The sequence below is a fragment of the Psychrobacillus sp. PGGUH221 genome, from assembly GCF_042055255.1.
Taxonomy (GTDB): Bacteria; Bacillota; Bacilli; order Bacillales_A; family Planococcaceae; genus Psychrobacillus.
The window spans coordinates 39,442-59,295 of sequence record NZ_JAQMHQ010000003.1; the positions used below are offsets into that span (position 1 = coordinate 39,442).

At 34.7% G+C, this 19,854-nt stretch carries 18 protein-coding genes and 1 riboswitch; of the genes, 8 read left to right on the top strand and 10 right to left on the bottom strand.

Annotated features, from left to right (window positions below):
* Positions 1 to 17 precede the first annotated feature (17 nt).
* From PGC35_RS06035 to PGC35_RS06060, 6 genes are read right to left on the bottom strand one after another with little or no spacing between them, the layout of a single operon-like run.
* Complete coding sequence (locus PGC35_RS06035) at positions 18 to 1,211, bottom strand: CaiB/BaiF CoA transferase family protein (protein ID WP_375218523.1); 1,194 nt, start codon at positions 1,209 to 1,211, stop codon at positions 18 to 20.
* 28 nt (positions 1,212 to 1,239) lie between these two features.
* Positions 1,240 to 2,382, bottom strand: coding sequence for an alpha-hydroxy-acid oxidizing protein (locus PGC35_RS06040; protein ID WP_375218524.1), 1,143 nt, complete (start codon positions 2,380 to 2,382; stop codon positions 1,240 to 1,242).
* Between the two features lie 11 nt (positions 2,383 to 2,393).
* Entirely contained in the window at positions 2,394 to 3,170 is a 777-nt protein-coding gene (locus PGC35_RS06045) for an enoyl-CoA hydratase/isomerase family protein (RefSeq protein WP_375218525.1), read from the bottom strand.
* A 14-nt stretch (positions 3,171 to 3,184) separates the two neighbouring features.
* A complete protein-coding gene (locus PGC35_RS06050) occupies positions 3,185 to 3,856 on the bottom strand; it encodes a methionine ABC transporter permease (protein WP_053589712.1) in 672 nt (223 codons plus the stop codon).
* The gene (locus PGC35_RS06055) at positions 3,853 to 4,872 is read right to left on the bottom strand and encodes a methionine ABC transporter ATP-binding protein (protein ID WP_375218526.1); all 1,020 of its coding nucleotides are present in this window, start codon (positions 4,870 to 4,872) and stop codon (positions 3,853 to 3,855) included. Before PGC35_RS06055 ends, PGC35_RS06050 begins: the two co-directional genes overlap by 4 nt.
* Before the next feature lie 59 nt (positions 4,873 to 4,931).
* Complete coding sequence (locus PGC35_RS06060) at positions 4,932 to 5,759, bottom strand: MetQ/NlpA family ABC transporter substrate-binding protein (protein ID WP_056829628.1); 828 nt, start codon at positions 5,757 to 5,759, stop codon at positions 4,932 to 4,934.
* Between the two features lie 93 nt (positions 5,760 to 5,852).
* Positions 5,853 to 5,963, bottom strand: a riboswitch (SAM riboswitch).
* 150 nt (positions 5,964 to 6,113) lie between these two features.
* On the opposite strand from PGC35_RS06060, the gene PGC35_RS06065 reads away from it, so the two are divergent.
* Positions 6,114 to 6,614 (top strand): PPC domain-containing DNA-binding protein, encoded by a 501-nt coding sequence (locus PGC35_RS06065; RefSeq protein ID WP_375218527.1) that lies wholly within the window; start codon positions 6,114 to 6,116, stop codon positions 6,612 to 6,614.
* A gap of 395 nt (positions 6,615 to 7,009) precedes the next feature.
* Here PGC35_RS06065 and PGC35_RS06070 read toward each other — a convergent pair whose 3' ends face one another.
* Positions 7,010 to 8,173: a pyridoxal phosphate-dependent aminotransferase gene (locus PGC35_RS06070; RefSeq protein ID WP_375218528.1), complete on the bottom strand. Its 1,164-nt coding sequence runs from the start codon at positions 8,171 to 8,173 to the stop codon at positions 7,010 to 7,012.
* 85 nt (positions 8,174 to 8,258) lie between these two features.
* On the opposite strand from PGC35_RS06070, the gene PGC35_RS06075 reads away from it, so the two are divergent.
* The 4 genes from PGC35_RS06075 (at position 8,259) to PGC35_RS06090 (ending at position 10,948) form a co-directional block, all read left to right on the top strand.
* Complete coding sequence (locus tag PGC35_RS06075) at positions 8,259 to 9,044, top strand: carbon-nitrogen family hydrolase (protein WP_375218529.1); 786 nt, start codon at positions 8,259 to 8,261, stop codon at positions 9,042 to 9,044.
* Between the two features lie 20 nt (positions 9,045 to 9,064).
* The gene (locus tag PGC35_RS06080) at positions 9,065 to 9,547 is read left to right on the top strand and encodes a PaaI family thioesterase (RefSeq protein ID WP_053589706.1); all 483 of its coding nucleotides are present in this window, start codon (positions 9,065 to 9,067) and stop codon (positions 9,545 to 9,547) included.
* Positions 9,548 to 9,635: 88 nt separating this feature from the next.
* Positions 9,636 to 10,211, top strand: coding sequence for a YitT family protein (locus tag PGC35_RS06085; protein ID WP_331457310.1), 576 nt, complete (start codon positions 9,636 to 9,638; stop codon positions 10,209 to 10,211).
* 401 nt (positions 10,212 to 10,612) lie between these two features.
* Positions 10,613 to 10,948: a hypothetical protein gene (locus PGC35_RS06090; RefSeq protein WP_375218530.1), complete on the top strand. Its 336-nt coding sequence runs from the start codon at positions 10,613 to 10,615 to the stop codon at positions 10,946 to 10,948.
* A 930-nt stretch (positions 10,949 to 11,878) separates the two neighbouring features.
* Here the strand turns inward: PGC35_RS06090 and PGC35_RS06095 are convergent.
* Positions 11,879 to 13,159 (bottom strand): MFS transporter, encoded by a 1,281-nt coding sequence (locus PGC35_RS06095; protein WP_375218531.1) that lies wholly within the window; start codon positions 13,157 to 13,159, stop codon positions 11,879 to 11,881.
* 210 nt (positions 13,160 to 13,369) lie between these two features.
* Between PGC35_RS06095 and PGC35_RS06100 the strand changes: the two genes are divergently transcribed.
* Together PGC35_RS06100 and PGC35_RS06105 are read left to right on the top strand one after the other, a co-directional pair.
* Positions 13,370 to 14,911 carry a Ppx/GppA phosphatase family protein gene (locus PGC35_RS06100; RefSeq protein WP_375218532.1) on the top strand — a complete coding sequence of 514 codons (1,542 nt, stop codon included), beginning with the start codon at positions 13,370 to 13,372 and terminating at the stop codon, positions 14,909 to 14,911.
* Positions 14,912 to 14,916: 5 nt separating this feature from the next.
* Positions 14,917 to 17,025, top strand: a complete 2,109-nt coding sequence (locus PGC35_RS06105; RefSeq protein ID WP_375218533.1) for an RNA degradosome polyphosphate kinase — start codon at positions 14,917 to 14,919, stop codon at positions 17,023 to 17,025.
* A gap of 14 nt (positions 17,026 to 17,039) precedes the next feature.
* On the opposite strand, the gene PGC35_RS06110 is transcribed toward PGC35_RS06105, so the two are convergent.
* Positions 17,040 to 17,315: a hypothetical protein gene (locus PGC35_RS06110; protein ID WP_375218534.1), complete on the bottom strand. Its 276-nt coding sequence runs from the start codon at positions 17,313 to 17,315 to the stop codon at positions 17,040 to 17,042.
* Positions 17,312 to 18,196 carry a TetR/AcrR family transcriptional regulator gene (locus PGC35_RS06115; protein ID WP_375218535.1) on the bottom strand — a complete coding sequence of 295 codons (885 nt, stop codon included), beginning with the start codon at positions 18,194 to 18,196 and terminating at the stop codon, positions 17,312 to 17,314. The genes PGC35_RS06110 and PGC35_RS06115 overlap by 4 nt, the downstream gene beginning before the upstream one ends.
* 169 nt (positions 18,197 to 18,365) lie before the next feature.
* On the opposite strand from PGC35_RS06115, the gene PGC35_RS06120 reads away from it, so the two are divergent.
* A complete protein-coding gene (locus PGC35_RS06120; protein ID WP_053589700.1) occupies positions 18,366 to 19,844 on the top strand; it encodes a DHA2 family efflux MFS transporter permease subunit in 1,479 nt (492 codons plus the stop codon).
* Positions 19,845 to 19,854: the final 10 nt, after the last annotated feature.

Below are 19,854 nucleotides of genomic sequence, written 5' to 3' on the forward strand. Positions count from 1 at the left end.
CGAGTGTGAACTCGGTCCTATTTGTTAATTACTTTTTTACTTAAAAGGTCATTAATTTCTTCTACTGAAAATCCTAGCTCATTCAACACTTCACTATTATGTTGTCCCAATAGGGGAGCAGGGCTCTTGAATTGTCCAGGTGTTTCTGAGAATTTTGCAGGGAATCCAAGTGTCTTCATCGGACCAGCTACAGGGTGTTCATAATCTAAAATCATTTCTCTAGAAAGTATGTGTTTATCCGAAAGAGTTTGGTCATAGGAATAAATTGGCCCTGAAGGAATCCCGTGCTCATCTAAAAGATTCAGCCAATAGGATGAGTCGTGTTCTTTTAAAATATTTTCAATTTCAACTTCTAATTCATCGACATGAAGTGAACGTATACTATTTGTTAGAAATCGCTCATCCGATATCCACTCTGGTTTATTTACTACTAATAAGCAAAATTTTTCCCAAAGCTTTTGATTGGCTGCGCCGATTAAAATAAATCCATCTTTCGTTTTGTAACCTTGATAGGGTGCAGAAACTCGGTGTGCAGTACCATTCCTTCTTGGCACCTCGCCTTTTCCAAAGTATGCAGCAGCTTCCCAAACAGTCCAAGCAAGTCCGGAATCTACTAACGAAACGTCAATATACTGACCATTTCCTGATTTCAATCGATGGATATATGCAGCTAAAATAGATTGTATTGCTGTTTGAGCTGCAGCGATATCATGGATTGCAATACCTACCTTTACAGGCTTTCCAGTGCGTTCTCCTGTCATTTCGATTAAACCGGAGAGACCTTGAGCCATAATATCAAAGCCACCTTTATTCTTGTAAGGTCCAGTTTGGCCATAACCAGATATAGAACAATAAATAATAGCAGGATTAATTGATTTTAACGAATCATAATCAATACCAAGTTTCTTCGTAACACCTGGACGATAATTCTCGATGAAGACATCTGCATCTTTTATAAGTTTATATAATATTTTCAAGCCTTCTTCTGTCTTCAAATTAAGACATATCCCACGTTTATTTCGGTTGACCATCATATACATATAACTTTCTTCGTTAATATATGGACCCATTGTTCGGGTATCATCGCCCTTAGGAAACTTTTCCACTTTAATAACATCAGCACCCATATCTCCTAGCACCATTGTGCAATAGGGACCAGCAAGAACTTGTGATAAATCAATTACTTTCATTCCTTTTAAAGCTTGTTTCATTTCCAACTTCCCACCTTTAAATCTGCCATTAGCTTCTAACAATTTTTAATTTGCGAAGCTCCTCTAAATTACGAGCGCCACTCAAAGAAATAGACACATTTGTTTCTTGAAGGAAATTTTCAAGAACCCTTTCCACACCAGCTTGCCCACCACTAGCAAGCCCCCAGACAAAAGGACGTCCGATGCAAACTGCAGTTGCACCTAGTGCTAGAGCTTTTACCGCATCTGAACCTCGTCTTACGCCACTGTCAAATAGCACAGGGATTTGCCCATTTACGACTTCTACTATTTCCGGAAGGGCATCGATACTTGCGATAACCCCATCTAACTGACGACCACCATGATTTGAAACAATTATTCCATCTATCCCTTTTTCAATTGCTAGCTTTGCGTCTTCAGGATGGAGAATACCTTTTAGCAAAATCGGCAATGAAGTATACTCTCTTAATTCTTCGATATTGTTCCAATTTAAAGTAGGATGATAGATGTTCTCTATCATACTATCAATAATGGCATCCATCGAATGATCTGAAAGGGCAGCCATAAAAATAGGGTCAGAAGTATAATTTCCTTGACCAAAACCACGTTTAAGTGGGGAGAACTGATTTCGAACATCTTCTTCACGCCAACCAAGCATAACTGTATCTACCGTTAACACAATTGCTTCATACCCGGCAGCTTCTGCTCTTCTAACCATGCTAAATGAAATTTCTTTGTTTTGAGACCAATATAATTGGAACCATTTCGAACTGCCCTTTGTTGCTTCTGCGATTTCTTCGATTGAATAACTAGATACGGTACTTTGTATATATGGATAATTAAATTTTGCCGCTGCTTTAGCAACAGCAATTTCCCCATCCTCATGTGCGATTTTATTTACTCCTACAGGAGCTATGAAAAGGGGATGAGGATATGTATGTCCAAGGATAGTTACTTCTGTATTTAAAGTAGAAACATCAGTAAGAAATCTTGGTACAATAGAATACTTTTCAAATGAATTGCTATTTTTACGATATGTTTCTTCACCGCCAGCAGATGACCGGATGTAACCAAATGGACCTGCATCTAATTTTTCCTGTGCAGCTTGTTCTAATTCACTAAAATTAATAGGGTATTTTTCATTAGAACCAATATTATCTAGTAACAAATCATTATTTTTTATAGTTGACATGAGCTCACCTCTTAAGAAAAATTAGGTTTTCTTTTCTCTAAAAATGCTTGAATTCCTTCTTTATAATCATCTGAACTGAATGAATCTAAAATTAGTTGTTCAATTTCTTTCGTTTCTGCATTTTCACCGTCTATAATCGATTGGATTACTTGCTTGATGCCATTATTTGCTACAGAAGATTTACGGGTAATTTTTTCGGCAAACTCAAGACATTTCTCTTCAATCTCTTCCATAGGAAATACATAATCGATTAAACCTAATTCTTTTCCTTCTTCAGCAGAGATTAAAGAAGCAGTATAAAGTAATTCTTTTGCTTTTGAAGGACCGATTAATTTCACTAAACGCTTAGTACTTGTTAAGTTATAAATAATTCCGATATTTGAAGCGGTAATACCAAGTTTACTTCCTGAGGTAGCAAATCTAAAATCACAAGAATTAGCTAGCTCTAACCCACCACCAATTGCCAATGTTTTAATAAGAGCTATTGTTGGTTTTGGAAAACGATACAATTTCTCAATAGACTCCAAAGTTGCATCATTATAATCTTTTGCTTTTTGTGCGGAAAAACGATTTTCAAGGAATTCTGATATGTCAGCTCCAGAAGAGAAGGCTGATTCGTCCACACCTTTTAAAATTAATATTTTTATTTTAGAATCACTTTCGAGCTCATCCAAAATAATACCTAGCTGTTTAAACATAGCGAGTGAAAAAGAGTTTTTCTTCTCTGCCCGATTAATAATGAGAGTAGCGATTGATCCGTTACGTTCAACATACAAATAGTTAGTCATATGAAAACCTCCGATTAATCTTTCTTCAATCTTGCTGCTAATCTATTGCCGATGGATTGAATACTTTGTACGAGGATAATTAAAATAAAGACAGTAGCGTACATTACATCAACTTCGTAACGTAAATGTCCAAAACGGTAGGCTAAATCTCCAAGTCCACCAGCTCCGACCATTCCAGCCATGGCAGTTGCGCCAATTAAACTAACTGTTGAAATAGTTAATCCTAAAATGATAGAAGGGCGTGCTTCTCTTAAAAGTACATGCCAAATTATCGATCTAGTTTTTATCCCCATCGCTGTATAGGCCTCAATTACACCATTCTCTACTTCAAGTAAGGCAGACTCCATTAAACGTGCGATATAGGGAGCGGTATAGATAACTAATGGAACTATAACTCCTTTAACACCGATTGTTGTACCAACAATTATTTTCGTAAAAGGAAGTATAAAAAAGAGTAAAATGATAAATGGAACTGAACGTACTATGTTAATAAATAAATTACTAATTTGATACAAAACTTTATTTTGTAATGCCTGACCTGGTCTAGTTAATACGATTAAAATTCCTAAAGGAATTCCGATTAGGACAGAGAAGAACAGTGAAATACCAACCATTTGGAATGTTTCAATCACTGATTTTCCGATAATCGGTAACCATTGCTCTGTAAACTGTTCATATCTGTTCATGATTGTCCCTCCAAATCCTCAGTACCAACTCCGTGGTCTTCGAGAAATTTTAGTGCAGCAGTTACTTGTTCCTTCACACCAATTAAATGAACGACAATGTTTCCAACGATCCCATTTTTTAATTCAATAATATTAGCAGTTAAAATATTTGGCTGAACATTGAACTTTTGGCTAACTTCTGCGAGTAGAGGCTTACCTGTACTTTCTCCAACAAATGTTAAACGTGTAACAGCTCCTGTAACATTTAACTGAGTAATCAAAGTAGGAGAGAGATTTCGCTGACTAATTGTACTTAAAAACTTTTTAGTAGTTGGATGACTTGGTTTAGTGAATAGATTAATAGCAGTGTTCTGCTCAACCACTTCTCCATTTTCCATTACATATACATAATCACAAATCTTTTGAATCACATTCATTTCATGCGTGATCAGTAAAATTGTTATTCCTAGTTCTCTATTAATTTTTAATAATAGTTCTAAGATAGAATCGGTTGTTTCAGGATCAAGCGCACTAGTTGCTTCGTCACTTAATAACACTTCCGGTTCTTGCGCAAGAGCACGTGCAATTGCGACCCTTTGCTTTTGACCACCTGATAATTGATTTGGATAGTTATGATGTTTATCAGTCAGCCCTACAATTTCTAAGTATTTGTTTACTCTCGTTTTTACTTCTGTTTGATCATACCCAAGAAGTTTTAGAGGGATGGCTATATTATCGTAAACAGTAGCTGTTTTTAATAAGTTGAATCCTTGGAAAATCATTCCGATTTTATTTCGGACTTCTCTTAGTTTAGGAAGGGGAAGGGAGGTAGCTTCCTTGCCGTTAATGATAACTTTGCCTTGAGTAGGTTTTTCTAGCAGGTTTACGCAACGAATGAGTGTACTCTTTCCGGCCCCGCTGTATCCTATTACTCCATGAATTTCGCCTTTTTTTACATGAATATTGACATTCTTCACTGCTTTTACAATGCCATTCTTGCTGTTAAATTCTTTCGATATATTTTCTAATACAATCATTGTTTGTCTTCCTTTCTAAAGAAAACGTTACCAAGGTCGGTAACGTTTTCGAATATTATCTACTCTTCCCAGCTAGGTAATACAGAACCTTGAAATTCTTCTTCGATGAATTTTTTAACTTCTTCTGATTGATATGCTTTTACAAACTTTTGAATCGTTGGGTCGTCTTTATTCTCAGCGCGTACAACAATGTAGTTTACATAAGGTGAATTAGATGACTCTAGTAAAATAGAATCTTCTTTTGGATTAATACCCGCATCTAAAGCAAAGTTAGTGTTGATTGCTGCTGCATCAACTTCGCTTAACTGTTTAGGGATTTGAGCTGCTTCTAGCTCAATGAATTTTAAATTTTTTGGGTTTTCTTCTAGATCATAGATGGAAGCAGTTTCTCTTTTATCCTCTTTTATTTTGATTAGTCCATGTTCTTCTAAAATGTATAGTGCACGAGCGCCGTTAGTTGGATCGTTAGGTAAACCAAAAGTTGCTCCGTCTGGAAGATCATCGATTGAGTCAAATTTGTCTGAGTAAACTCCCATAGGATTTAGAATTGTTTTCCCAACAGGTACTAAATCTGTTCCATGGTCTTCATTAAAAGTATTTAAGAAGGGCTCATGCTGATAACTGTTAGCATCTAAGTCTTCTTCAGATAGTGCAGTGTTTGGAAGTATGTAATCAGAGAAAACTTTTAATTCAATTTCCAGACCGTCTTTTGCAGCTACTTCTTTTGCAACTTCAACAATTTGTTCATGGGGACCTGCTGTAACTCCTACTACTAATTTTTTCTCATTTAACGCTTCCGTTTTTTCTCCTTCACTAGAGCTATCCCCACATGCTGCAAGTGCTCCAGATAAAAGTACTGTTGATAAAAGCAAACCAAATTTTTTCATTTCTTTTCCTCCTATAATTTATTAGTATTGTTGAATAAATATAAAAAGCCTCTCTTTCACAGAAAGAGAGGCACACAAAAATATGATTGTCCTCTCTTATCTGTCAAAACAAATGTTTTGCAGGATTTAGCACCTTTCTACATTAAAAATGTAGATGGTTGCCGAGCTTCAACGGGCCAGTCCCTCAGCTACTCTTGATAAGAGATAAAAGCTATTTAATTTTTCAGCTATTCCATAAAAGTTAATTTACTACATCAACTTATTAAAGTCAACAAATTTTTTCTAGTTGAAATTTTCAGTCGGGTTAGTTTAAAGTTATTATCAATAAATAAATATGCAGGGATGATGAATTTTATGTCTTTAATAAGAGCAAATTATGCCACTGGTCAGTTAGGTAAAACTGTTGGTGCAAGACTAATTTATGGAACAGATTTACTAGAAGGAATTGAGCAATTATGTAAAGTAAATTGTATCGAATATGCAACAATCATAAGTTGTTTTGGAAGTTTTCAACGAAGTGGTTTTGTTTATCTTGTATCGAATAAAAGCTCTAAAATTGGTGTTGGATATAATGACCTTATAGTAAAAGAGGGTCCAATAGAATTTTTACAAGGGACAGGTGTTGTATGTAAAAGGGAAGGGGAATACGAAACTCATTTTCACGGGTCCATGTGTGATCAACATGGCAACATTTTTGGAGGTCATTTTATCAAAGGAGAAAACACTGTTATTACGGTTGATATAGTTTTAGCTGAAGTTACTGGAATGGAGTTTCATCGTAAGTTTGATGAGGAAACAGGAGCAAACCAATTTTACCCAGTGGATTCTAATAAAACTTCAACAAATAATCTGTAATAAAAAACCCGATTTACAAAAGTAAATCGGTCGGGTAAGTTGTAGACAAAAAGAAGTTTGCTAACTCTAGTTTGTTATGACAAACTCGAATTATTTTATAAAGGATAAATAAGGTTTTCCGAAGCTTACCCCTCGCTTTCCGCGGGCGAGCGCCGAGCCTCCTCCGCAGCTCTCGCTACGTGCGGGGTCTCGTCTGTCTCGCTTTCCCGCAGGAGTCGAGTGGACGCTTCTCCAAACTAATAAATTGCTACCCTATTATTTTCTATATACTTAGGAAGAATAATATTGAGGTAAAAGAAAATGACGGCAAAAAATCAAAAATAATGAACGTTCAATTAGCAAACTGCCTTTATTCTACAATCTGAGCAATTTACAAAAGTAAATCGATATTTTTATTAAAATAGATTTAGTTTTTCAATACGATTTATAGCTTCTACCAATCGAACTTCATCCACTAATAACCCAACACGGACATAGCCTTCACCAAAGGATCCGAAACCATTTCCAGGAGCTACAGCTACATCGGCTTTTTCTAAAAGTAAGTTTGCAAATTCTTGACTTGTGTAACCTTTTGCAACTGGTAACCATGCAAAAAAGGAGCCTTTTGGTGCTTTGACATTCCATCCTATTCTTGAGCAAGCATCTACTAATGCATTTCTTCTACCTTCATACAAAGAAACAAGTTCATTGACACATTCCTGGCTCTCATTTAGTGCAGCAGCGGCAGCAGTTTGGATTGCAGGGAACAGACTAACAAATAAATGATCTTGAATAATATTGATCGCTTCAATTATTTTTGGGTTTCCAACTGCGAAGCCAACCCTCCAACCCGCCATATTATAAGTTTTAGAAAGGGTATACATCTCTATACCTACATCTTTTGCACCTTTAACCTGTAAAAAGCTGATTGGTTTTTGACCGTCAAAACCAATTCCTCCATAGGCAAAGTCGTGAACAATCGCTATATCTGATTCTTTTGCAAGTGCAACAGTCTCTTCAAAAAAATCCTTTGTTGCAGTTGCCCCAGTAGGATTGTTTGGATAATTTAAGTACATTAACTTCGCATCTTCTTTTTGTATTTCTGTTAATTTACTGTAATCAGGAAGAAAGTTGTTTTCTTCTAGTAAAGGCATTGTTTCAAATCGAACACTTGCTAGCCCCACACCTGATAAGTAATCTGGATAACCTGGATCTGGTAAGAGCATTAGTTCATTTTCGTTCATCATCGCTAATGGTAATTCAACTAGACCAATCTTCGTTCCGAACATTATTGCTACTTCGGTATATGGATCTATTTCTACATTGTACTCACGTTTATAAAAGTCTGCAGCTGCTTGTTTTAACTCATTTATTCCTCGAAAAGGGGAGTATTTGTGTGCTAAAGGATTTGTTGCTGCATCTTGCAATGCTCTAACTATATGTTCAGGAGTAGGTTGATCTGGATTGCCCTGACCTAAGTTTATGACATCTCTTCCTTCTGACACAGCTAATGCTACTTTTTGAACAAGTGTTGCAAAAAATTGAGTAGGTAAATTTTTTAGTCGATTTGAAAATTCCATGTGTGATACCTCTTTTTCTAAATAGTTGCATAGATTAGACAAATCTTATAATCTTTTTAGTATTATGTCTATAGGTGGTGGCGAAATGAAAGTTGCATGTGTTCAATTAGATATTGCGTTTGGAGCGCCAAAAGAAAATTTTTTGAAGGTTGAAGAAAAAGTAAGAGAAGCAGCCTCTTTAGGAGCTAAAATTGTTGTATTACCAGAGATGTGGAATACAGGGTATGATTTAAAGAGATTAATAGAAATCGCGGACTTGGAAGGCGAAACTACGAAAAAATTATTTTCTCGATTGTCCAAAGAATTAAACATTCATATAGTTGGGGGATCTGTTTCTACCAAAAAAGGGGAGCAGTTTTACAATACAATGTACGTTACAAATTCTCATGGAGAGATAATTTCCGAATATAACAAGGCACACCTATTTAAATTAATGGATGAACACCATTATTTGGAAGAAGGTAATGAAAAGAACCTATTTACATTAGATGGTGTCAAAATGGGTGGAATTATTTGTTATGATTTACGCTTCCCTGAATGGACACGAGCTCATGCATTAAGTGGTGCAAAGGTAATGTTTATTCCAGCTCAATGGCCAGATGCACGAATTGATCACTGGAAAATATTGTTGCAGGCAAGAGCTATTGAAAATCAAATTTTTATTGTTGCTGTAAACCGTGTAGGAAGTGATCCAAACAATTCATTTGATGGTAATTCGATGGTAATAGCCCCATGGGGAGAAGTATTGTGGGTAGGCGAAAATGAAGAAAAGGTTAAACTAGTGGATATTGATATAAATGAAATTGAAGATGTTCGAAAAAGAATTCCTATATTTCAAGATAGAAGAGAAGTATTATATAAGTATCTTTAAAAACAAGGGGGATTTGAGAGATGGAAGAAAATATTCGCGCTATTCAGGATGACTATCCAGATGATTTTGCTTGGTGTTATGGGTGTGGTAGATTAAACGAAGACGGGTATCATTTACGAACGTACTGGAATGGGGACCAGACGGAAACTGTATATGAGCCAAGAGAAGAACATATTGCAATACCAGGATTTGTGTACGGAGGATTAATAGGTGCACTAGTAGATTGCCATGGGACAGGATCCGCATCTCTTGCTTTACATCGGAAGAATGGTCATGAGCCGGGAAGCGGTGAAACACCACCTCGTTTCGTAACAGGCTCATTGCATGTTGATTTCTTAAAACCTACTCCGAAAAATGTGTTGCTTAAAGCGATAGGTACAGTAGAAGAGATTCATCCGAAGAAATGGAAAGTGACAACTGAAGTATTTGCAGGTGACGTACTTTGTGCTAAAGGAGAAGTAATTGCAGTTGTAATGCCGTCAACTTTTGCCCAATCAAAATAACATAAGATTACCGAACACAGGATTATTTTTTTCCTGTGTTTTTTTCATTCCTCAAACATATATTTTTATATGCGGAAAGGTGATGATCATGTTTTTACAAAAGTCTCTTATTATTTTTTTAGGAAGTATTTTAATAGCAATCGGAATCAATTTTTTTATTGTTCCTTATCATCTATTGGACGGCGGAGCCATTGGTATAAGTTTAATCATTCATTATTTATTTAATGTAAAAGTTGGGATTGCTATTATTTGTGTCAGTTTGCCGATATTTTTAATAGCTTGGATGAACTATCGAACATTTTTTTATAATGGTATTCATGGATTATTATTTTCTTCAGTAATCATTGATTTCTTCTATCCTTTACATATTGCAGGGCAGAAATTAATTACGAATGAATTGGCTGGAGCGATAAGTGGTGGGATTTTTGTTGGCCTAGGAATTGGTTTAATGCTTCGATCAGACATAACAATTGGTGGAACAGATTTACTTGCTCAGATGATCTCTAAAATGTTACGCATTAATCCGGGATTAGGGATTCTATCGATTGATATATTAGTAGTAGTCATGGGGAGTCTCCTAGTCGATTCTGTATCATTATTGTATTCTTGCATCACTGTAGTTTCTGTTGGTATTACCACTACTCTTTTAGCCAAAAAATATTAAGAAGACTGAATAACCGGATTAAGTAAGAACAAAGAAGGGGATATAGAATGCGAGAGGGGTGACGGAAACTGGATACAATTTTATATATTGTTTTTACACTTGCTTATTTAATATTTCTCGTAGTTGGATTAAAAGGAATCAGAAAGGAAGGCCTGCATAAGTGGACTAATGTTATCTATTTAATTGTAATAGCACTTGTTTATGATAATTTTATCATTGCAATTGGTAGATGGATTGGAGAAAGTTCTTTCTTAGAAAGTTTAAATTTAGCGAGGTTTTGGTTTCATGCTCTTTTTACACCACTCTTAGTTATATTTTCAGTTGGTTCACTTCAGGAAAGTGGGGTCAAATGGGCTCAAAAGACTTGGGTAAAAGCTGCAACTATTATTTATACACTAGGTATGATTGGATTAGAGCTTGTTGTTGAAACAATTGGACTCAAATTAATACCAATACAGGAATTTGGTGTTCTAAGGTACGGAACAATAGAAGAGGTTTCTGGACCACCATTAATGATTTTGTTTGTAACACTGATACTAATTTTATGTAGTGTTGTTCTATGGGTAAAAACAAAGTGGGTGCTGTTTTTTATAGGTGTATTTATCATGACGATTGGAAGTGCGATACCTATAAATGTTGAAAGTGGGGCAGTGACCAATGCATTTGAGTTATTTCTCATTTTCACTCTTATTTGGACTAAAAGAAAGCTCATTCAAAACAAAATTTCAGTAAAGTAGATTCTGGTCCTAAATGAGCAAATTAATTAGGGTTTAGGTTATATGGAATACTACATATCTATATGCATTCGAAGCTTGCCGAACGTTTGCTTGAGCCGCTATTTGCACTAGGCGGAGCCATCTGTCTCATACTGACGTCATGCGCTTAGGAAGGCGCGAATGCAGTTGTCAGCGATTACGATTAAAAGGTTTTCTTGAAGAACATAAATACTGTAATCAATGACTTATAAAAAGGGATTTTTTTATCAACAGTGGAAAATAGGATGTGCGCCTCCCACGCCGCAAGACCGCGAAGAATGAGACCCTTAAAAAAAGCGACTCATCCTGCAGAGGCTCATGCAAAGCGTGTGGCAAGTGCACATCCGTGTTTCAAGTATTCTATAGTGCTAAAACACTTTTTTAGTTTACCAAAACTTTCATTATGCTAAACATGGCATCCAATTTACGAACCAAATGGTGTTTCGGTACAAGTTTCTCAATGTTAGCATTTCAAGTTGTTCACGTTCATTGATTTGGTTTTTGGTCATCATGATATTCAACACCTCAACTTCTTAGAAGATTTAGAACCTCAACACTTTTTAAATTAGCCAACACTAGTCGATTGGAGTGGAAGGCGCGAAGACTCCTACGGGAACAGCACGAGCCGAAGCACCCGGACTGAGCGTAGCGAAATTAATTTCTGCGACGAGCTTGCGCAGGAGCAACGTTTTTTCTGCGACGAGCTTGCGCAGGAGCAACGTTTTTTCTGCGACGAGCTTGCGCAGGAGCAAGGGGGAAGGCTGAGGCAGTGCCCGTGGAAAGCGTAGCGCCTGAAACGGAAATTGACGATTTCTTACTATGTATTGTAAATAAAAAAAACTATAGACAATTTCAAATTTCTTTGAGTTTGTCTACAGTCTGAAGAGACATGCTTAGCATGTCTCTTGTTTATTATGATGTGGAAACAACTTCATCAACTGGTGCTGCTTCTTTTGGTTCAGGGACTCTCGATAGAATGAAAAGGCCGATAATAAATAAGACAACTAAACTAAACACGCCATAGTTTGATTTTCCTGTAAGTTGAGCAGTAAATGCTACTAATAGTGGACCCATAATAGAAGCAAACTTGCCGAAAATATTGTAAAATCCAAAAAACTCATTTGAATTTTCTTTTGGTACTAATTTCCCGAAGTATGATCTACTGAGAGCCTGAATACCGCCTTGGGAAGTTGCAACTAGCATTGCTAAAATCCAAAAATCCACAATTGTTTCTAAGAAAACTGCGTAAATACATACAATGATATAAATTATTATGCCGACATAAAGCATTTTCTTCTCGGAAAATTTTCCTGCAAGTTTGCCAAACAGTATAGCGAATGGTGCAGCTACTACCTGAGTCGCGAAAAGCACTAGTAATAGCCCGGTAGTGTCAAGTCCTAAATCTGTACCATATGCAGTAGACATACTAATAATTGTTCCGACTCCATCAATATAGAAAAAGTACGCTAGTAAAAATAAGAACAATGCTCGGTATTTTCGTATTTCTTTAAATGTATTACCTAAGCGTTTAAAGCTTTGAATAACCGGGTTACCATCACGTTCAATAAAGTGTATCTGTTGGACATTTTTGAATAAAGGAATAGAAAACACGATCCACCATGTAGCTGTAATTAGGAATGCAATCCGACTAGCATTAATGCTTGAAAGAGGAATTACTTCCTTGCCTGCTAACAAAATAATAACAATACTAATTAAAAAGGGGATAGTGCTACCAATATAGCCTAAACTGTATCCTCTTGCTGAAACTTTGTGCATTCGTTTATCCGTGGTTACATCAACAATAAATCCATCATAAAAAACATTTGCGCCAGTTGCTCCGAGTGCTGCTAATGTATAACAAATTAATAATAGTAACCAATTATCATAGGGAACAAATGCTAGTAATGCAGTAAATGTAACTCCAAGTACAAAGAAAAAAGTGAAAAATTTCTTTTTCATGCCGCGATAATCTGCGATTGAACCTAAAATTGGACCAAGCATAGCTAAAATAAATGTGAATATAGCGATTGTATAACCAAGATAAGCCGTTGAATCCGACCCATCTACACCAGCAGCTGTCGCAGAAGATTTATAAAATATTGGAAATACTGCAGTTGTAATAATGATCGAGTAAGCGGAAGAACCCCAATCATAAAGTGCCCAACTATTTTCTTGCTTTGTAAATTTCCCCATTTCTTATTATTCCCCCTCTTTATTACTAATATTGTACATTAACAAAATTCATTACGGTATATAAGAAGGAAAAATTACTTAATTTTTACAATACAATTGGATATTGTACAATAAAATATATTCAGAAATTTAAGAATACATTATTTACAAAAGCTTAACATTTAGTTAAGTAAAATCGGATAAAATTAGTAATAGAGGAGTGAGAGTTTTATGACGATAAAAACAGATCAAAAAGCAATTATTGATATTGGGTCAAACACTATTCGACTTGTTGTATATAGCTACAATTCCTCTCAAGGCCTTGTTGAACATCATAATTTCAAAACAGTAGCAAGATTGAGTATGTACATATTGAGAAATGGAAATTTAAGTACAGATGGTATTAACATATTAATAGAAACACTTACCAAATTTAAAGAGATATTATTAGATATAAAAGTAAATGATGTATTTGCTGCAGCTACTGCTGCGATCAGGCAAGCAAAAAACCAGAAAGAAATTTTAGAAATTGTGAAGTCTGAAGTAGGGTTAAACCTACAAATTTTATCAGAGGAGCAAGAAGCATATTATGGGTACTTTGCAGTAATTCATTCTACTAATATCTCCGATGCAGTAACAATTGATATGGGTGGTGGAAGTACCGAGGTTACGTATTTTAAAGATAAAAACCTTATTCGTTTTCATAGTTTTTCATTTGGAACAGTCTCATTAAAAGGAAAGTTTATGAAAGGGACAACCATTACGGATGAAGAAAAGTTAGAACTCATAAATTACGTGAGTGAACAGTTCGGTTCTTTAGGGTGGTTAAACCAATTACAAGTACCGATTATTACAATTGGAGGAAGTGCGCGAAATTTAGCGCTTGTTGATCAGCAACGAAAAAGCTTTCCTTTAAATGGAATTCACCAATATGAATTAAAGAAAGAAGACATACAAGAAATTAGTTTTATGTTTGCGCAATGTTCAGCGGATGGGTTGAAAAAAATAGACGGTCTTTCAAGTGATCGTTCAGATATTATTATCCCTGCGTTAGAAACATTTCGTACTTTAATGGAAGTAGTGGATGCTCCGTCAATGGTTTATAGTAAAAAAGGTTTACGCGAAGGTATAATTTTTTCTCAGTTGGTAGAAAAATTTCCGGAAGATTTTAATAAAAATGAAGTGATTAAGAAATCCATTCGTCATATATTAGGAAAGTTTCATGTACATGAATTGGAAGTTTCTCATTTATATGAAATATTTCAAAAGATATACATGTCCTTTGTACAATGGAAATATATTCAACCATTAGAAAATGAAGAACTTTTATATTATGCGTATCAGCTTTATCATATCGGAAAACATATAGATCAAGATGCTACCAGCGAACATACATTTTACCTAATAACAAATCTATCCATAAATGGTGTATCTAACGAAGAACGATTCAAGCTTGCCTTACTTGCTTCCTATCAAAATAGAGAGACTTTTAAACGATACGTAAATTCATTGCCAGCTTTTTTGAATGAGAGAGAAATAAAACAACTACGTGATATTGGTGCGTTATTTAGATTTATAAAAGGATTAGATATACTGAGTAGATCAACGATTAAGGATGTTTTTCTTGAAAATTTAGCAAACAACGTAACAATAACATTTGTTGTTTCTAATAATTTTATGTTGGAAAAATATCAAGCGGAAAAATTAAAAAAACATGTAGGAAAAATATGTAGTAAAGACGTACAGATAGAATTTAAGATTTTGGAGGAATAAACTACATGAGCTTGGAGAGTACAGAAGATCATCGATTTGATGACTATGCTTATTATAATAATCGAGAAATCAGCTGGCTTGCCTTTAATGAACGGGTTTTACAAGAGGCTGAGGATGAAACCAATCCTTTACTTGAAAGATTAAAGTTCTTAGCGATATTTAGTTCAAATTTAGATGAATTTTTTATGGTAAGAGTTGCTGGATTACAGGACCAAGTAAGAGTTGGATTTAACAAACCTGAAAATAAGGCGGGTCTAACAGCTAAACAACAATTGGAGCAAATTTCGATCATTACAAGAAATCTTGTAAGTAGACAAATGAAGATTTATAAAGATTTAATCGAGTTGAAGTTACCTAATGAAGGAATTTCTTTGTTAACTTTTAATCAATTATCACATGAACAAAAACAAGAATTAAATACAATTTTTGAAGAGCAAATTTTTCCTGTTTTAACTCCCATTGCTGTAGATGCTTACCGACTATTTCCGATTTTGCTGAGTAAGACGATGAATATTTTAGTTATGATAGAAGATGAAAATAATATATCTTTAGAACAATCTAAGTTTGCTATTGTTCAGGTTCCATCTGTCTTAAATCGATTCATTCAGGTTACTACAAAAGATGGTTCATTTGCTGCTGTGCTTTTAGAAGATGTAATCATCGAAAACATACATAAATTATTTCATGGATATCATATTAAATATGCCAATCCATTTCGTATAACCCGTAATGCTGATTTAACCATCCATGAGGAAGGTGCCCGTGATTTATTAATCGAGATTGAAAAAGAATTAAAGAAACGAAAATGGGGAGCTGTAAGTAGACTTGAGGTTAAATCAACCGAAATAAAGCAGAAAATTCTACACTATCTGTTAGATGAGCTAGAAATATCTTTTGAAGATGTTTATAAAATAGAAGGACCGTTGGATATTACATTTTTATTTTCATTTATTAAGGTATTTGAAGGGAAATATGATCATTTATTTTATCAGTCATTTATACCTCAACCTCCCAAAGATATTGCAACGGAGGAGGATATATATATGAAAGCCTTAAAACAAGATTTATTCTTTCATCATCCATATGAGTCCTTCCAACCAATTGTAGACTTTGTTGAAAAAGCTGCAGATGACCCAACTGTTTTAGCTATAAAACAGACCTTATATCGCGTAAGCGGAAATTCACCAATAATAAGAGCTTTAAAAAGAGCTGCGGAAAATGGAAAACAAGTTACCGTTTTAGTTGAACTTAAAGCTCGTTTTGATGAAGAAAAGAATGTTCATTGGGCGAAAGAATTGGAAAAAGCAGGATGCTTAGTTATATACGGGATGCATAATTTAAAAACTCATTCCAAAATAACGCTAGTCGTTCGAAGAAGGAATAAAAAAATAGAACAATTTGTCCATTTAGGAACAGGTAATTATAATGATCAAACTGCCAATATATATACTGACATGGGGATTATTACGACAAATAAACAAATAGGGCAGGATGCTACCAGATTTTTTAACTTTTTAAGCGGTTATACAGATAAGCCAGAATACAAAAAATTAGTAGTCTCTCCTTATGATATTCGAGATAAATTTCTCTATTTAATTGATGAAGAGATAGAATATCATAAAGCTTTTCATAACGGTCATATAATTCTCAAAATGAACTCGTTAACTGATAAGGATCTAATATTAAAATTGTATGAGGCTTCGGCAGCTGGTGTGAAAATTGAGTTGATAGTTCGAGGGATTTGTTGTTTAAGACCACAGATTAAAGGCGTAAGTGAAAATATTATTGTTATAAGCATTGTTGGAAGATTTTTAGAACACTCACGAATCTATTGGTTTCATCGAAATGGGGCCTCTAGGTTGTATTTATCCTCTGCAGATATGATGACTAGAAATATGGTAAAACGAGTGGAAATTTTATTTCCAATTTTGTCTCCATCCATTAAAAAAAGAGTGATTGATATTTTAAAGTTAGAAATAAATGACACAGCAAAAGCGAGAATACAAGATTCCAATGGTAATTATCATTATAGGGAAACAGATGGTTTAAAAATTAATAGTCAGGAACAATTACTTGATAATGCTACAAAACTGAATATACTCCAATTAAAATAACCACTATATAGTGGTTATTTTTTCTTTAGAGCTGCTTGGGAAACCTCAAAAGCTAAATCGTCATTTCCGAATAGCTGTAAAACTTGTAGTAATGTATCCGTATTGACTTGTAGACTATTTTTTTCAGTATCATCTATTATTGATACAAGTAATTCGTTGTCCTGTTGGGAAGGGTAAGCTTGTTTATATAATTTAACGGCATCTATTTCATGGTTTACGCACCATTGGGCATATAAGCTTATCATCATTTTTTCATCATTTTGATATTGCTCAATAACTTTATCGTTCAATTATTATCAGCTCCCCATTTGTCTATCATTTGCCACAAGTTAAAAATAATCGGTAAAGATCTTTGTTCCAAAGTTGTTCCGGAAAACGATTCCGTTAATGTGGGAATGATTTTTTCTAGTAAAAATAGGCGTGGCTTTTCTTTCGAAAATTCTTCTAAAACAAATTCAAGTGCTTGCAGATCATTTTGATTCATTTTTTCTTTTTCTTCTAAATAAAAGTTTTCTAGTTGCTCTACAACCTGTTGTTTTGATTTTATTTCATCAACTGTATTTAAATCAAAGAGTGACTTGTTCAATAAAGAGTCGTTTGTCTTCGTCATCTCATAAATAATCGACTCAATTCTTCTCATGACAAACTTGACTAATTGATCAAGTGAAATATTTGCTATTTGATTAATCCATGGGTGTTGCAATTGTTGAACCATGCCAATGGCCAATACAGCACAATCTGTAGAGACATTTCTTGTTTTCTCACCGAAAATATCTTCAATTCTCTTCGACAACCAATTGATTTCTTCAAAATAATTCTTCTTTATTAGATCTCGTAACTCTATATCTTGTGAATGGATAATAGATGCAAAAAGTGGAAAAAGTTTTTGGTCTCTATATATATTCATTCGAACAGTCAATTGCTCGATCAATACATTTAAATCAGATCCATTTTGTGATGTATGCAACTCTCTTCTTTTTATCAAAATTTCTTCTCTAGCGCTCTCTATTATTGCTACAATACACTCGTTTTTAGAGGAGAAATAATTATAAAAGGTCCCCTTTGAAATATTTGCTTCTTCAATAATATCTTGAACGGATGTAGATCTAAAACCCTTTTCAATAAAAAGATTTTTTGCGGCTTGTAATACATTTCTTTTTTTTATATTCATATTTTCACCTTTTAGACTAATAGTATAATTCCTATATTAACTGTTAAATATGGATTTATCAAACCATTTCGATTGTACAAGTAAATTATATTTGATTTTTTTAAACTAGGAGTATAAAATAATCAAAGTGTCATAACAGAGAAGAAAGAATTTAGGGGGAACAACAATAATGAACCACGAGCAACAAAAACCACCATATGCCATGATTGCGATACTATTTGTTGGCGCGTTCATCGCTTTTTTGAATAATACACTACTCAATGTAGCTCTACCAACCATTATGACAGAGTTTAAAGTGAAGCCTTCCATTGTACAATGGCTAACAACAGGGTATATGTTAGTGAATGGGATTTTAGTTCCAGCTAGTGCATTTTTTGTTCAAAGATTTTCGAATAGAAAATTATTTATTACAGCAATGGTATTATTTACTGCAGGTACAGCGCTTGCCGCGTTTGCACCAGAATTTTGGGTACTAATTTTGGCACGCATGATACAGGCAGCGGGATCAGCAATGATGATGCCTTTACTTATGAATGTTATGTTAACTGCTTTTCCGATTGAACGACGCGGATCTGCTATGGGTATGTTCGGTTTAGTAATGATATTAGCTCCTGCAATCGGACCTACTTTATCAGGATTTATCTTGGAGCATTATGAATGGCGTGTATTATTTGAGATTATTTTGCCGTTTGCGATAATAGTATTATTGTTTGCTATATTTAAATTACGCAATATTACTCCTAATAGTAAAGTTAATCTGGATGTATTCTCATTGATACTATCCAGTATCGGTTTTGGTGCATTGCTTTATGGATTTAGTACTGCTGGGGATAAAGGATGGGACGCACCAATTGTTTACGGAACTATTATTGTTGGATTTATTTCATTAATTGTTTTCGTATGGAGACAATTAAAATTAGATGAACCAATGTTGGACGTTAGAATTTATAAATATCCAATGTTTGCTTTGTCATCTGTAATTTCGATTGTTGTTTCAGCTGCAATGTTTTCGGGGATGATTTTAACACCTCTTTATGTTCAAACTATTCGAGGTATATCACCATTTCATTCGGGTCTGCTCATGCTACCTGGTGCTATTGCAATGGGATTAATGTCACCAATAACCGGTAAGCTATTTGATAAGTACGGTGCTAGAGTTTTAGCGATTACTGGTCTGATTATTACAACCATCGCAACATATTTAATGAGTGACTTAGCGCAAGACTCAGATTATTATTATATAATGGCAGTCTATACAATCCGTATGTTTGGTATGTCTATGATTATGATGCCAATAATGACTAATGGATTAAATCAGTTGCCAATGAATATGAACCCACATGGAACTGCAATGAACAATACGTTACAGCAAGTATCAGGTGCAATCGGGTCTGCCATATTCCTAACAATTATGAATGCAAAGATGGAGTCTTCAGCTAAAGTTCTTGCAACAGAAGCTGCAGCAGCAGGGAAAGTGCCTACCAACACGGAAGGCTTAGTGCAATTCCAAGCAGAGCTGGGTATGAAAGCGATGTTGGAGGGTATTAACTTTACATTCTTTATAGCTACGCTAGTTACAGTTGTTGCTTTAATACTGGCTTTCTTTGTAAAAAGAGTAGATGTACAAAAAAAAGCTAAACCTTTATAAGGTTTAGCTT